This is a genomic window from Paracoccus sp. SSK6 (genome assembly GCF_039770665.1).
GTDB lineage: Bacteria > Pseudomonadota > Alphaproteobacteria > Rhodobacterales > Rhodobacteraceae > Paracoccus.
This window is the reverse complement of sequence record NZ_JBDPNJ010000009.1, coordinates 47,621-61,568: the sequence shown is the minus strand read 5'-3', so window position 1 is coordinate 61,568 and position 13,948 is coordinate 47,621. Positions and strand designations below refer to the sequence as shown.

At 66.0% G+C, this 13,948-nt stretch carries 10 protein-coding genes; 9 read left to right on the top strand and 1 reads right to left on the bottom strand.

Annotated elements, in window-relative coordinates:
• The first annotated feature begins 1 nt into the window (after position 1).
• Together uraH and AAIL68_RS08455 are read left to right on the top strand one after the other, a co-directional pair.
• On the top strand, positions 2-355 hold the full coding sequence (gene uraH / locus AAIL68_RS08460) for a hydroxyisourate hydrolase (RefSeq protein ID WP_347139413.1): 354 nt from the start codon (positions 2-4) through the stop codon (positions 353-355).
• Between the two features lie 15 nt (positions 356-370).
• Positions 371-1,621, top strand: a complete 1,251-nt coding sequence (locus tag AAIL68_RS08455) for a urate hydroxylase PuuD (protein WP_347139412.1) — start codon at positions 371-373, stop codon at positions 1,619-1,621.
• A gap of 22 nt (positions 1,622-1,643) precedes the next feature.
• On the opposite strand, the gene AAIL68_RS08450 is transcribed toward AAIL68_RS08455, so the two are convergent.
• A complete protein-coding gene (locus AAIL68_RS08450; protein ID WP_347139331.1) occupies positions 1,644-2,537 on the bottom strand; it encodes a LysR family transcriptional regulator in 894 nt (297 codons plus the stop codon).
• A gap of 113 nt (positions 2,538-2,650) precedes the next feature.
• Here AAIL68_RS08450 and xdhA point away from each other — a divergent pair, with 113 nt between their 5' ends.
• The 7 genes from xdhA to metH all read left to right on the top strand — a co-directional run bounded on the left by xdhA (position 2,651) and on the right by metH (position 13,925).
• On the top strand, positions 2,651-4,102 hold the full coding sequence (gene xdhA / locus AAIL68_RS08445; protein WP_347139329.1) for a xanthine dehydrogenase small subunit: 1,452 nt from the start codon (positions 2,651-2,653) through the stop codon (positions 4,100-4,102).
• Between the two features lie 3 nt (positions 4,103-4,105).
• On the top strand, positions 4,106-6,430 hold the full coding sequence (gene xdhB / locus AAIL68_RS08440) for a xanthine dehydrogenase molybdopterin binding subunit (RefSeq protein ID WP_347139327.1): 2,325 nt from the start codon (positions 4,106-4,108) through the stop codon (positions 6,428-6,430).
• Positions 6,427-7,167 (top strand): xanthine dehydrogenase accessory protein XdhC, encoded by a 741-nt coding sequence (gene xdhC, locus AAIL68_RS08435; RefSeq protein WP_347139325.1) that lies wholly within the window; start codon positions 6,427-6,429, stop codon positions 7,165-7,167. The genes xdhB and xdhC overlap by 4 nt, the downstream gene beginning before the upstream one ends.
• A complete protein-coding gene (guaD, locus tag AAIL68_RS08430; RefSeq protein ID WP_347139323.1) occupies positions 7,155-8,438 on the top strand; it encodes a guanine deaminase in 1,284 nt (427 codons plus the stop codon). Before xdhC ends, guaD begins: the two co-directional genes overlap by 13 nt.
• Before the next feature lie 75 nt (positions 8,439-8,513).
• Positions 8,514-9,947, top strand: coding sequence for a mannose-1-phosphate guanylyltransferase/mannose-6-phosphate isomerase (locus tag AAIL68_RS08425; RefSeq protein WP_347139322.1), 1,434 nt, complete (start codon positions 8,514-8,516; stop codon positions 9,945-9,947).
• A gap of 221 nt (positions 9,948-10,168) precedes the next feature.
• On the top strand, positions 10,169-11,215 hold the full coding sequence (locus tag AAIL68_RS08420; protein ID WP_347139321.1) for a homocysteine S-methyltransferase family protein: 1,047 nt from the start codon (positions 10,169-10,171) through the stop codon (positions 11,213-11,215).
• Positions 11,208-13,925, top strand: coding sequence for a methionine synthase (metH, locus tag AAIL68_RS08415; protein WP_347139319.1), 2,718 nt, complete (start codon positions 11,208-11,210; stop codon positions 13,923-13,925). Before AAIL68_RS08420 ends, metH begins: the two co-directional genes overlap by 8 nt.
• Positions 13,926-13,948: the final 23 nt, after the last annotated feature.

The following is a 13,948-nucleotide window of genomic DNA, read 5'->3' as shown; positions in this document are numbered from 1 at the left end:
GATGCCTGGATACCTGACCACCCATGTGCTGGACACCGCGCGCGGCCGCCCGGCCGAGGGGATGGAGGTGGTGCTGTTCCGTCTGGAAAACGGACAGCGGACCGAACTTGCGCGGCTGCGCACCAATCATGACGGCCGCACCGACAGCCAGATCCTGCCTGCGTCGGACTTTGCGGCCGGCCAGTACGAGCTGGAGTTCCACGCGGGCGCCTGGATGGACGCGACGGGGGTCGAGCCCGAAAGCCCGCGTTTCCTGGACGTGATCCCGATCCGCTTCGGCATGTCGCAGGACGACCATTACCATGTGCCGCTGCTGGTCTCGCCCTTCGGCTATTCCACCTATCGGGGAAGCTGAGCCATGCTGCACCTGATCCCCGACCACATCGTCATCTGGGAATGGCTGGCCTTTGCGATCCGCTGGACCCATGTCATCACCGCCATCGCCTGGATCGGATCGTCCTTCTATTTCGTCGCGCTCGACCTGGGGCTGACCAAGGCGCCGGGCCTGCCGAAAGGTGCCCATGGCGAGGAATGGCAGGTCCATGGCGGCGGCTTCTACCACATTAACAAGTACCTGGTCGCGCCCGAACAGATGCCGGAACACCTGACCTGGTTCAAATGGGAAAGCTACGCGACCTGGCTCAGCGGCGCGGCGCTGCTGATGGTCACCTACTGGGCGGGCGCGAACCTGTACCTGATCGACACGGCCAAGGTGGATCTGGCGACCTGGCAGGCGATCCTGATTTCCGCCGGTTCCCTGACGCTGGGCTGGCTGATCTATGACACGCTGTGCAAGTCCAGGCTGGGCGAGACGCCGACGGTGCTGATGCTGCTTCTGTTCGTGGCGCTGGTGGTCATGGGCTGGGGCTATACGCAGGTCTTCACGGGCCGCGCGGCGCTGCTGCATCTGGGCGCCTTCACAGCGACGATCATGACAGCCAACGTGTTCTTCATCATCATGCCGAACCAGCGGATCGTGGTGGCGGATCTGAAGGCCGGACGCGCGCCCGATCCGAAATACGGCAAGATCGCCAAGCTGCGTTCGACGCATAACAACTATCTGACGCTGCCGGTCATCTTCCTGATGCTGTCGAACCACTATCCGCTGGCCTTCTCCAGCCAGTACAACTGGCTGATCGCCGCACTGATCTTCCTGATGGGCGTGACCATCCGGCACTTCTTCAACACCATGCACGCCCGCAAGGGGATGCTGTGGTGGACCTGGGCGGTGACGGTGGTGCTGTTCATCATGGTGATGTGGCTGTCCTCGGCCGGTCTGAACCAGGACAGCCTGGAACAGGCCGAGGCGCGCCCGCTGACCCCGGTCGAGACCCGCTTTGCCGAGGCCGAGGGGTTCCAGCAGGTCAGCGATGCCGTCCTGGGCCGCTGTTCCATGTGCCACGCGCGCGAACCGGGATACGAGGGCATCCATCACGCGCCGAAAGGGGTGTTTCTGGAAACGCCCGGCGACATCGCCAGGCACGCCAAGGAAATCTATGTCCAGGCCGGGCTGACCAATGCCATGCCCCCCGCGAACGTCACCTATATGGAGCCGCAGGAGCGCGAGCAGATCATCCGCTGGTTCCGCGCGGCCGGCGGCGCGAGCCTGGCCGGGATGTAGGCGCCCTGCGGGGCGCCTTTCGTCAAAACACCTTCTTCAACTCCCGCACCGCGAAATCCGCGAACATCCGCACCTTCGGATCCTGCAGCCGCCGGTGCGGGGTCAGGGCGCCGAACTGCGCGGGCAGGGGGCGGTTGTCCGGCAGGATTTCGACCAGACGCCCGGCCTTGATGTCGGGCGCGACCTCATACAGGGGCCGGTTCGCGATCCCCTCGCCCTCCAGCGCCCAAGCCGTCAGAACATCGCCGTCATCGGTGTCGAAGCGCCCGCCCACCATCATCTTGTGCGGGCCGTCCTCGGTCTGCAGCACCCAGTAATATTCCGGGCTGCGGGGATAGCGCAGCAGCAGGCAGTTGTGGCCTGCCAGATCGTCGGGCACCTTCGGTGTGCCGTGGCGCGACAGGTAATCGGGCGAGGCGACCAGAACGCGCGGGCAATCCGCGATCTTGCGCCATTTCAGCGCCGAATCGGCGGGCTCGCCCAGGAAGAAGGCCAGGTCGATGGCGTCTTCCACGATGTTGACGTTGCGGTCGGACAGGCGCAGCCGGAAATCGACGCCGGGATTTTCGGCGCAGAAGGGCGGGATCAACGGCGCGATCAGCCGCCGCCCCAGGCCCAGCGGCGCGGTCAGGCGGATCACCCCCTGCGGGCGGCCCGAAAAGCTGCTGACCAGGGCCTCGGCTTCGTCCAGCGTATCAATGACGCGGCGGGCGTTGTCATAGAAGGCGCGCCCGATTTCGGTGGGCGTCAGCTTCCGGGTGGTGCGGTTCAGCAGCCTGACGCCAAAGCGGTTTTCCAGATCCTTGATGCGATTCGAGGCGACTGCCGGGGAAAGCCGCAGATCCCGCCCGCCTGCGGTAATCGAACCCAATTCAACCACACGGACAAAGACGCGCAGGCTTTCAAGATAGGACATGGATGATAGGCCAATTTCAAGGAATCGTGTAAAGTCTTCCGGGTCGGGACCGATTTCGCAACCGTTTTTTTCCGCCTACGATTTCCATGGGTCCACAGCCACGAAGGAACGCCATGACACCCGCCCTGCGATTTCTGCTGAACGGTCAAGCGGTTGAACTGACAGCCGTCGGCGCCTCGGACACGCTTCTGGATTTCCTGCGCATCAACCGGCGTCTGACCGGCACCAAGGAAGGCTGCGCCGAGGGCGACTGCGGCGCCTGCACGGTGCTGGTGGGCCGCCTGACCGATGACGGTCTGGTCTATGAGCCGGTCAATGCCTGCATCCGTTTCCTGGCCTCCTGCCACGGCTGCCATGTGGTGACGGTGGAACATCTGCGCGGCCCCGATGGCGGGCTGCACCCGATCCAGGCGGCGATGGTGGAATACCATGGCAGCCAGTGCGGCTTCTGCACGCCGGGGATCGTCATGGCGCTTTACGGGCTGTGGATGAGCAATCCCGATGCGGGCGTGACCGAGATCGAGACCGCGCTGCAGGGCAATATCTGCCGCTGCACGGGATACGAGCCGATCATCAAGGCCGCCCTTGCCGCAGGCCGCGCGGGCGGGCAGGCCGCCGATGCGCTGGCGGTCGAGCGCGAGGCAGTGGCCGCCAAGCTGCGCGACATGCGCGGGCAGCGGGTCGAGCTGTCGAAGGGCGGCGAGCGCGCGATCATTCCCGCCGATGTGGACGACCTGGCCACTGTCCTGGAGGCCGAGCCGAAGGCCACGATCATCGCGGGCGCGACCGATGTGGGCCTGTGGGTCACGAAGTTCATGCGCGACATTTCCCCGGCGGTGTTCATCGGGCATCTGATGAAGTCGAAGCGCGTCGAGGGCGGCGAAATCCGTCTGGGCGCGGGCGTGACCTATTCCGAAGCCGCGCCGCTGATCCGCGACCATATCCCTGCCGCATACGAATACTGGCTGCGCATCGGCGGCTGGCAGGTGCGCAACATGGGCACCATCGGCGCGAACATCGCCAACGGATCCCCCATCGGCGACACGCCGCCGCTGCTGATCGCGCTTGGCGCGCGGATCGTGCTGCGCAAGGGGGCGGCGCGCCGCGAACTGCCGCTGGAGGCGTTCTTCATCGAATACGGGAAACAGGACCGCGCGCCGGGCGAGTTCGTGGAAGAAGTCATCATCCCGATCCGGCCGCAGGCGAAAATCGCCGCCTACAAGATCAGCAAGCGCCGTGACAGCGACATCACCGCCGTCGCCGCGGGTTTCTGCCTGACCGTTGACAATGGCACCATCACCGATGCGCGCATCGCCTTCGGCGGCATGGCGGGCATCCCGAAGCGCGCCGCAGGGGCCGAGGCCGCGCTGAAGGGCCAGCCCTTCGCCCGCGACACCTTCGAAGCTGCGGCCCGCGCCGTGGTGGATGACTTCCAGCCCCTGTCCGACTGGCGCGCCAGCGCCGATTACCGCCGCACCGTGGCCGCCAACCTGTTCCGCCGCTTCTGGCTGGAGCAGACGGAGACCGGCCTGCCCGTTCGCCTGCATGAAGCCGTGGGAGCCTGAACCATGAAAGACGACATCACCACCATCCGCGGACAGGCGCATCAGGACACCATCCACGACAGCGCCATCAAGCATGTCACCGGCCGCGCCGACTATACCGACGACTTGGCCGAGCCGCATGGCCTGCTGCACGCCTATCTGGGCCTGTCGCAATGCGCCCATGGCAAGATCACCGGCATGGATTTTTCGGAAACGCTGGCCCATCCCGGCGTGGTCGGCGTGCTGACCGCCAAGGACATTCCCGGCGTCAACGACGTGTCCCCGAACGGCAAGGACGACGACCCGATCTTTGCCGAGGAAGAGGTGCTGTTCTGGGGCCAGCCGGTCTTTGCCGTGATCGCGGAAACCCGCGACCAGGCGCGGCGGGCGGCGCACAAGGCACGCATCACCTATGACGTGCTGCCCCATGCGCTGGACCCGATCGCGGCGCGCGATGCGGGCATGGGCTATGTCACCGAACCCCTGACGCTGAAGCGCGGGGATGCCGACGCAAGCATGGCCGCCGCGCCGCATGTCATCAAGGGCCGCTTCAATATCGGCGGGCAGGACCACTTCTACCTGGAAGGCCAGATCGCCATGGCCGTGCCGGGCGAGGACGAGGACGTGACGATCAACGTCTCGACCCAGCACCCGTCCGAGGTCCAGCACATGGTGGCCCATGTCCTTGGCTGCCAGAACAACGCAGTCGTGGTGAACGTGCGCCGGATGGGCGGGGGCTTCGGCGGCAAGGAAACGCAGATGAACCTGTTTTCCTGCGTCGCTGCGATCGCCGCGAAACGCTGGAACCGCGCGGTGAAGATCCGCCCCGACCGCGACGACGACATGACCGCCACCGGCAAGCGCCACGATTTCGTCGTGGATTACGAGGTTGGCTTTGACGACACCGGCAAGATCCGCGCCGTGCGGGGCGATTGGTATGCCCGCTGCGGCTTCTCGGCCGACCTGTCCGGCCCGGTGACGGACCGCGCGCTGTTCCATTGCGACAACGCCTATTACTATCCTGACGTGCGCGTCAGCAGCCATCCGATGAAGACCAACACCGTCAGCAACACCGCCTTCCGCGGCTTCGGCGGCCCGCAGGGGGTGATCGTCGCTGAACGGATGATCGAGGAGATCGCCTATGCCCTGGGCCGCGACCCGCTGGAGATCCGCAAGGCCAACCTCTACCAGAACGGCCAGTTGACGCCTTACCATCAGGAGGTCAACGACCAGATCCTGCCGCGCATCTTCGAGGATCTGGAGGCCAGCAGCGACTACCACGCCCGCCGCCAAGCGGTGCTGGACTGGAACGCGAAAGGCGGCGTGATCCGCAAGGGCATCGCGCTGACGCCGGTGAAGTTCGGCATCAGCTTCACCGCCACATGGTTCAACCAGGCGGGCGCGCTGATCCATGTCTATAACGACGGCTCGATCGCGCTGAACCATGGCGGCTGCGAGATGGGGCAGGGACTGAACACCAAGGTCGCCCAGGTCGTGGCCGAGGCCTTCCAGTGCGACATCACCAACATCAAGATCACCCGCACCACGACCGAGAAGGTGCCGAACACCTCGGCCACGGCGGCGTCCTCGGGGACGGACCTGAACGGCATGGCGGCGCTTGACGCGGCGGAACAGATCAAGGCGCGGCTGGTCGAGTTCGTGGCCGAACGCTGGCAGCAGCCCAGGGAGGAGGTGCGCTTCGTCCCCGGCCATATCCGCGCGGGCGACCACGAGATCCCCTGGAACGAGGTGATCGCCCTGGCCTACATGGCGCGGATCCACCTGTCGGCGGCGGGCTTCTACAAGACGCCGAAGATCCATTGGGACCGTTCGACCGGGCGGGGGCGGCCGTTCTATTACTATGCCTATGGCGCGGCGGTGTCCGAGGTCTCGGTCGATACGCTGACCGGCGAATACGTGATCGACCGCGCGGACATGATCCACGATGTCGGGCGTTCGCTGAACCCGGCCTTGGACAAGGGCCAGGTCGAGGGCGCCTTCGTGCAGGGCGCGGGCTGGCTGACCACGGAAGAACTGTGGTGGGACGACAAGGGGCGTCTGCGGACCCACGCACCGTCCACCTACAAGGTGCCGCTGGCCTCGGACCGGCCACGGGTGTTCAACGTGCGTCTGGCCGACTGGTCGGAAAACAGCGAACGCAGCATCAAGCGGTCCAAGGCCGTGGGCGAGCCGCCCTTCATGCTGGGCATCAGCGTCTTCGAGGCGATCAACATGGCCGTGGCCTCGTTCAGCGATTACCGCGAACATCCGCGTCTTGACGCCCCCGCCACGCCCGAGCGCGTGCTGATGGCGATCGAGGCATTGCGTCAGGGATCGGGGGGAAAATGATCCGCGTCCGGGTCATATCGGCCCGCGGGTCCACGCCGCGCGATGCGGGGGCCGAGATGTTCGTCGGTCCCACCTCGGTGGAGGGCACCATCGGCGGCGGCCAGCTGGAATACATGGCCATCGACCGCGCGCGGGCCATGCTGGTGTCGGGCGAGGCCGAGGCGCGCATGGATATCCCCCTTGGCCCCGAGATCGGCCAATGCTGCGGGGGCAGGGTGGTCCTGCACCTGGACTGCCATGGCCCCACGCCCGAGGATCACCCCGACGTTCTGGTCTTCGGCGCGGGCCATGTCGGACGGGCGCTTGCGCTGGCGCTGCAACCCCTGCCGGTCAACGCGACCCTGATCGACAGCCGCGCCGAGGAACTGGCCCAGGCCGCGCACGGCATCGCCGCGAAGCTGACGCCGCTGCCCGAGGCCGAGATCCGCGCGGCCCGCCCCGGCAGCGCCGTGGTGATCCTGACCCACGACCACGCGCTGGATTTCCTGCTGGCCGCCGAGGCCCTCGCACGCGACGACCTGTCCTATGTCGGCATGATCGGCAGCGCCACCAAGCGCGCGCAGTTCAGCCGCTTTTCCCGCGAGCGCGGCATCGACCCTGCGCCCCTGATCTGCCCCATCGGCGCAGGTTTCAGCGTGGACAAGCGCCCGGCGGTCATCGCCGCCTTCACCGCCGCCGAACTGATCGCGCGGCTGACCGCAGCTTCTTCTTTGAACAAATACCCATGCAACAGCTGATCCGGGGCCGCGTCCTTGGCTTTCACGCCGACCCCCACGACACGTCCGACAATCACCGCTATATCGAGGACGGCGCCATCCTGATCGAGGACGGCCGGATTCTGGCCGTGGGCGATTACGCCGATCTTGCGCGCGACGGCGTGGAGGAAATCGACCACCGCCCACACCTGATCCTGCCGGGCTTCATCGACACGCATATCCATTTCCCGCAGGTGCAGGTGATCGCAAGCTGGGGCGCGCAGCTCCTGGACTGGCTGAACACCTATACCTTCCCCGAGGAATCGCGCTTCAACCAGCAGGGCCACGCCCCTGCGATGGCCGATGCCTTCCTGAACCTGCTGACCGGCCACGGCACCACCACCGCCGTCGCCTTCTGTTCCGTCCACCCGGAAAGCGCCGAGGCGCTGTTCAGCGCCGCCCATGCCCGGAACATGGCGATGGTTGCGGGCAAGGTGATGATGGACCGCAACGCCCCGCCCGAGGTGCTGGACACGCCCCAACAGGGATACGACGACAGCAAGGCCCTGATCGACCGCTGGCATGGCACGGGACGGCAGCGTTATGCGATCACGCCGCGCTTTGCGATCACCTCGACCCCCGAGCAGATGGAGATGGCGGGGCAGTTGGTGCGCGAGCATCCCGACTGCCATATCCAGACCCACCTGTCGGAAAACCTGGACGAGATCGACTTCACGCTGAGCCTCTATCCGCAGGCGCGCGACTACCTCGACATCTACGAAACCTATGGCCTGCTCTCGGACAAGCTGCTGCTGGGCCATTCCATCCACCTGCGCCCGCGCGAGATCGCGCGCATGGCCGAAACCGGCAGCCGGGCGGTGTTCTGCCCGACATCGAACCTGTTCCTGGGGTCGGGGCTGTTCGACGAAGCGGGCCTGCGCGCGGCAGGCGTGGTCAGCGGCATCGCCACCGATGTGGGCGGCGGCACCAGTTATTCGATGCTGCAGACGCTCAACGAAGGCTACAAGATCCTGCAACTGCGCGACCAGAAGCTGGCGCCGCTGTCGGCCTTCCACTGGATCACGCGCGGCAATGCGCTGGCCCTGGGCATGGCCGACCAGATCGGTACGCTGGACCCCGGCAGCATGGCGGACCTCGTGGTGCTGGACAGCCGCGCAACCCCGGCGATGGCCCTGCGCATGGACCGGGCCGAGACGCTGGAGCAGGAATTGTTCATCCTGCAGATCATGGGCGACGACCGCAGCATTCGCCAAACCTATGTGGCGGGCAATCCTATGAAAGCCGCAGGTTGAGCAACGCGCGGCCTTTTCCGCTGTCCCCCGGCAGGCTATCCCTTGGCGCATGACAAGGTTGCAAGGGACAGCACCATGACCAAGATCACCCCCGTTCTGATGGCAGGCGGATCGGGAACCCGGCTTTGGCCCGTGTCCCGCAAAAGCTTTCCCAAGCAGTTCGCGCCGTTGGTGGGGGACCAGACGCTGTTCCAGGCATCCGCCCGCAGGCTGGCCGGGCCGGATTTCGCCGATCCGGTGGTGATGACCAATGCCGACTTCCGCTTCATCGTGGCGGAGCAGCTGGACCAGATCGGCATTCCCCCCGGCGCCATCGTGATCGAGCCTTCGGGCCGCAACACCGCCCCCGCGATCCTGGTCGCGGCCCTGATGGTCGCCGCGAAGGATCCCGAGGGGCTGCTGCTGGTCGCGCCCTCGGACCACGTCATCCCCGATGAGACCGCCTTTGCGCGCGCCGTGCGGCAGGGGGTGGACCCCGCCATCGAAGGGCAGATCGTCACCTTCGGCATCGCCCCCGACCGGCCCGAGACGGGCTATGGCTATCTGGAACTGGCCGGGCAGGGCGACGGGCCGCAGCCTTTGGCCCGCTTTGTCGAAAAGCCCGACGCGGCCACGGCGGCGCAGATGCTGGCGCAGGGCAATTTCCTGTGGAACGCGGGGATCTTTCTGTTCAAGGCGCGCGTGATGATCGACGCGTTTCGCGCCCATGCGCCCGAATACCTGTCGCCCGTGCTGACCGCGCTTGACGATGCCAAGGACGACATCGGTTTTCTGCGTCTGGCGAAGACCCCGTGGGACAGCCTGCCCGACCAGTCCATCGATTATGCCGTGATGGAAAAGGCCGACAACCTGACCGTTGTGCGCTTTTCCGAACGCTGGTCCGACCTGGGCGGCTGGGACGCCGTCTGGCGCGAGGCGCTGCTGGAAGCGCCCGCCGACAACGGGGTGGTGACGGACGGCAACTCGACCGCCATCGACTGCCGTGACGTGCTGCTGCGGTCGGACAGCGACGACCTGCAGGTGGTGGGGATCGGGCTGACGGATGTGATGGTCGTTGCGACCTCAGACGCGGTGCTGGTGGCGGATAAAAGCCGCGCGCAGGACGTGCGTCATGCGGTGACCGCGTTGAAGGACAAGGGGCGCAAGCAGGCCACCGCCTTTCCGCGCGACCATCGCCCCTGGGGCTGGTTCGAGACGCTGGCCCTGGCCGACCGCTTCCAGGTCAAGCGCATCGTGGTGAAGCCCGGCGCTGCGCTGTCGCTGCAAAGCCATGTGCATCGGTCCGAACACTGGATCGTGGTCAGTGGCACGGCCAAGGTGACGGTGGACGACAAGGTGACGCTGGTGACCGAAAACCAGTCCATCTACGTGCCCCTGGGGGCCGTCCACCGGATGGAAAACCCCGGCAAGATGCCGATGGTCCTGATCGAGGTGCAGACCGGCAGTTATCTGGGCGAGGACGACATCATCCGGTATGAGGATGTCTATGCGCGCGACAGTGCGGAGTAAGGCGGGGGCGGGGGCGCTTCGCCCAGCCTGCCGCACGGCGGCAGGCGTTCGTCGCTGAAAAAGGTCCACTGGACCTTTTTCCGAGCGCTCCTCACCCCCCGAGGATATTTGTGGTCCAATGCAGGAGGGTTTATCGCGGGGCCTCATAATCTTCTGTAGGATTATGAATTTGCCGGTGCCCGGATAGGCCGCTATACCTGCGCCTTCCTGGCAAGGGTGACATGATGACCGGCAGACTTCCCCGATCCCCCGCTTTCGCGGCGCTTGACCGCGCTGCGACCGAACGGATCCTGATCCTCGACGGGGCGATGGGTACGCAGATCCAGCAGCTTCGACTGGCCGAGGATGACTATACCGGCGCCGGGTCAGGCCATGCCTGCCGCCATCATTCGAACCACCCGCAGCAGGGCAACAACGACCTGCTGGTGCTGACGCAGCCCGAGGCGGTCGAGGAAATCCATTACCGCTATGCCATGGCGGGCGCGGATATCGTGGAAACGAACACCTTCTCCGCCACGACCATCGCCCAAGCCGATTACGGGATGCAGGGGGCGGTGCATGACCTGAACGTCGAAGGCGCGCGCATCGTCCGCCGGGCGCTTGACCGCGCCACCGCGCAGGACGGGCGGCCTCGTTTCGTCGCGGGCGCGATCGGGCCGACGAACCGCACCGCATCCATCAGCCCAGACGTGAACAATCCCGGCTATCGCGCCGTGAGTTTTGACGACCTGCGCATTGCCTATCTGCAGCAGGCGCAGGGCCTGATCGAGGGCGGCGCCGACATCCTGCTGATCGAGACGATCTTCGACACGCTGAACGCCAAGGCCGCGATCTTCGCCTGCATCCAGGCGATGGAGGCGCATGGGCAGGCCTTGCCGCTGATGATCTCGGGCACGATCACCGATGCCTCGGGGCGCACGCTCTCGGGCCAGACGCCGACGGCCTTCTGGCATTCGGTGCGCCATGCCCGGCCCTGGTCGGTGGGACTGAACTGCGCGCTTGGCGCATCGGCCATGCGCCCGCATCTGGCCGAACTGGCGGGTGTCGCGGAAACCAACATCTGCGCCTATCCGAATGCCGGCCTGCCCAATGCCTTCGGCCAGTATGACGAAGGCCCGACCGACACCGCCGTGCAGGTCGCCGAATTCGCCCGCGAAGGCTTGGTGAACGTCGTCGGCGGCTGCTGCGGCACCACGCCCGACCACATCCGCGCCATTGCCGAGGCCGTGGCCCAATACAGCCCCCGAAAGGTGCCCGAATATGCTTGAACGCCACCTGCGCCTTTCCGGGCTGGAACCCTTTGTCCTGACGCCCGACATCCCCTTCGTGAACGTGGGCGAGCGCACGAACGTCACCGGGTCCGCCCGTTTCCGCAAGCTGATCACCAACCGCGACTATGCCGCGGCGCTTGAGGTTGCGCGCGACCAGGTGGAAAACGGCGCGCAGATCATCGACATCAACATGGACGAGGGACTGATCGACTCGCGCGCCGCCATGGTCGAGTTCCTGAACCTGCTGGCGGCCGAACCCGACATCGCCCGCGTTCCGGTGATGATCGACAGCTCCAAATGGGAGGTGATCGAGGCGGGCCTGCAATGCGTGCAGGGCAAGCCGGTCGTGAACTCGATCAGCATGAAGGAAGGCGAGGAGCAGTTCCGCCATCACGCCAGCCTCTGCCTTGCCTATGGGGCGGCGGTCGTGGTCATGGCCTTCGACGAACAGGGCCAGGCCGATACCTGCGCCCGCAAGATCGAGATCTGCGCGCGCGCCTATCGCATCCTGACCGAGGAAGTGGGCTTCCCGCCCGAGGACATCATCTTCGACCCCAACATCTTCGCCGTGGCGACGGGGATCGAAGAGCACAACAACTATGGCGTCGATTTCATCGAGGCCACGCGCTGGATCCGCCAGAATCTGCCGCACGCCCATGTCTCGGGCGGGGTGTCGAACCTGTCCTTCTCCTTCCGCGGCAACGAACCCGTGCGCGAGGCGATGCACGCCGTGTTCCTGTACCACGCCATCCAGGCGGGCATGGACATGGGCATCGTCAACGCGGGCCAGTTGGCCGTCTATGACCAGATCGACGCGGATCTGCGCGAGGCTTGCGAGGACGTGGTCCTGAACCGCTGCCCGGACGCGACCGAGCGCCTGCTGGAGATCGCCGAACGCTTCAAGGGCGAGGGTGGGGCCAAGGCGCGCGAGAAGGATCTGTCCTGGCGCGAATGGTCCGTCGAAAAGCGGCTGGAACATGCGCTGGTGAACGGCATCACCGAATATATCGAGGGCGATACCGAGGAAGCGCGCCTGGCCGCTGAACGCCCCCTGCATGTCATCGAAGGCCCGCTGATGGCCGGGATGAACGTCGTGGGCGACCTGTTCGGCGCGGGCAAGATGTTTTTGCCGCAGGTGGTGAAATCGGCCCGCGTGATGAAGCAGGCCGTGGCCGTCCTGCTGCCCCATATGGAGGCCGAGAAGGCCGCGAACGGGGGCGGCGGCGAACGGCAGGCGGCGGGCAAGATCCTGATGGCAACCGTTAAGGGCGATGTTCACGACATCGGCAAGAACATCGTCGGCGTCGTGCTGGCCTGCAACAACTACGAGGTCATCGACCTGGGCGTGATGGTGCCTGCGCAGAAGATCCTGGAGGTCGCGCGCGAGCAGAAGGTCGATGCGATCGGCCTGTCGGGCCTCATCACGCCGTCACTGGACGAGATGGTGCATGTCGCGAGTGAGATGGAGCGCGAGGGCTTCCATGTGCCGCTGCTGATCGGCGGGGCCACGACATCGAAGATCCACACGGCGGTCAAGATCGCGCCGCGCTATCACCAGGGTGCGGCGGTCTATGTCACCGATGCCAGCCGGGCGGTGGGTGTCGTGTCCTCGCTGCTGTCGCCCTCGCAGCAGGCGGATTATGTCGATGCGATTCGCGCGGAATACCTGGACGTGGCCGAACGCCACGAACGCGCCGAGGCCGCGAAGCAGCGCCTGCCGCTGACTGCGGCGCGGGCCAATGTGCTGAAGGTGGACTGGTCGGATTACCGCGCCACCGTGCCGCAGTTCACCGGCACCCGCGTGATCGACGACTGGGATCTGGGGGAAATCGCGCGCTATATCGACTGGACGCCGTTCTTCCAGACTTGGGAGCTGAAAGGCGTCTATCCCCGCATCCTGGAGGATGAAAAGCAGGGCGAGGCCGCGCGGACGCTGTTTGCCGAGGCGCAGGAGATGCTGGCCCGGATCATCGAGGGCAGGTGGTTCAACCCGCGCGCCGTGGTCGGCTTCTGGCCCGCCAATGCGGTGGGCGACGACATCCGCCTGTTCACCGGCGAGGATCGGCAGCAGCCACTGGCCACGCTGCACACCCTGCGCCAGCAGGTGACGAAACGCGGCGGCCGCCCGAATGTCGCGCTGTCCGACTTCGTCGCGCCCGAAGGCCGGCCCGATTATGTCGGCGGCTTTGTCGTCACCGCCGGCCCCGAGGAGAGCGAAATCGCCGCCCGCTATGAACGCGCGAATGACGACTATGCCGCGATCATGGTCAAGGCGCTTGCCGACCGCATCGCCGAGGCCATGGCCGAGATGCTGCACGAGCGCGTCCGCAAGGAATTGTGGGGCTATGCGCCGGACGAGACCTTCGGCCCGCAGGATCTGATCGGCGAGCCCTACAAGGGCATCCGCCCCGCGCCGGGCTATCCCGCGCAACCCGACCATACCGAAAAGTTGACCCTGTTCCGCCTGCTGGACGCGGAAGCCGCCACGGGCGTGCGTCTGACCGAAAGCATGGCGATGTGGCCGGGATCTTCGGTCTCGGGCCTCTATATCGGCCACCCGGACAGCTATTATTTCGGCGTGGCGAAGATCGAGGAGGACCAGGCCCGCGACTATGCCGCGCGCAAGGGCATGGACCTGGCCGAGGTCGAACGCTGGCTGGCCCCGATCCTGAACTATACGCCACGAAAAAAGGACGAGGCCGCGTAAGCCTCGCCCTTTCACCTTTGCCC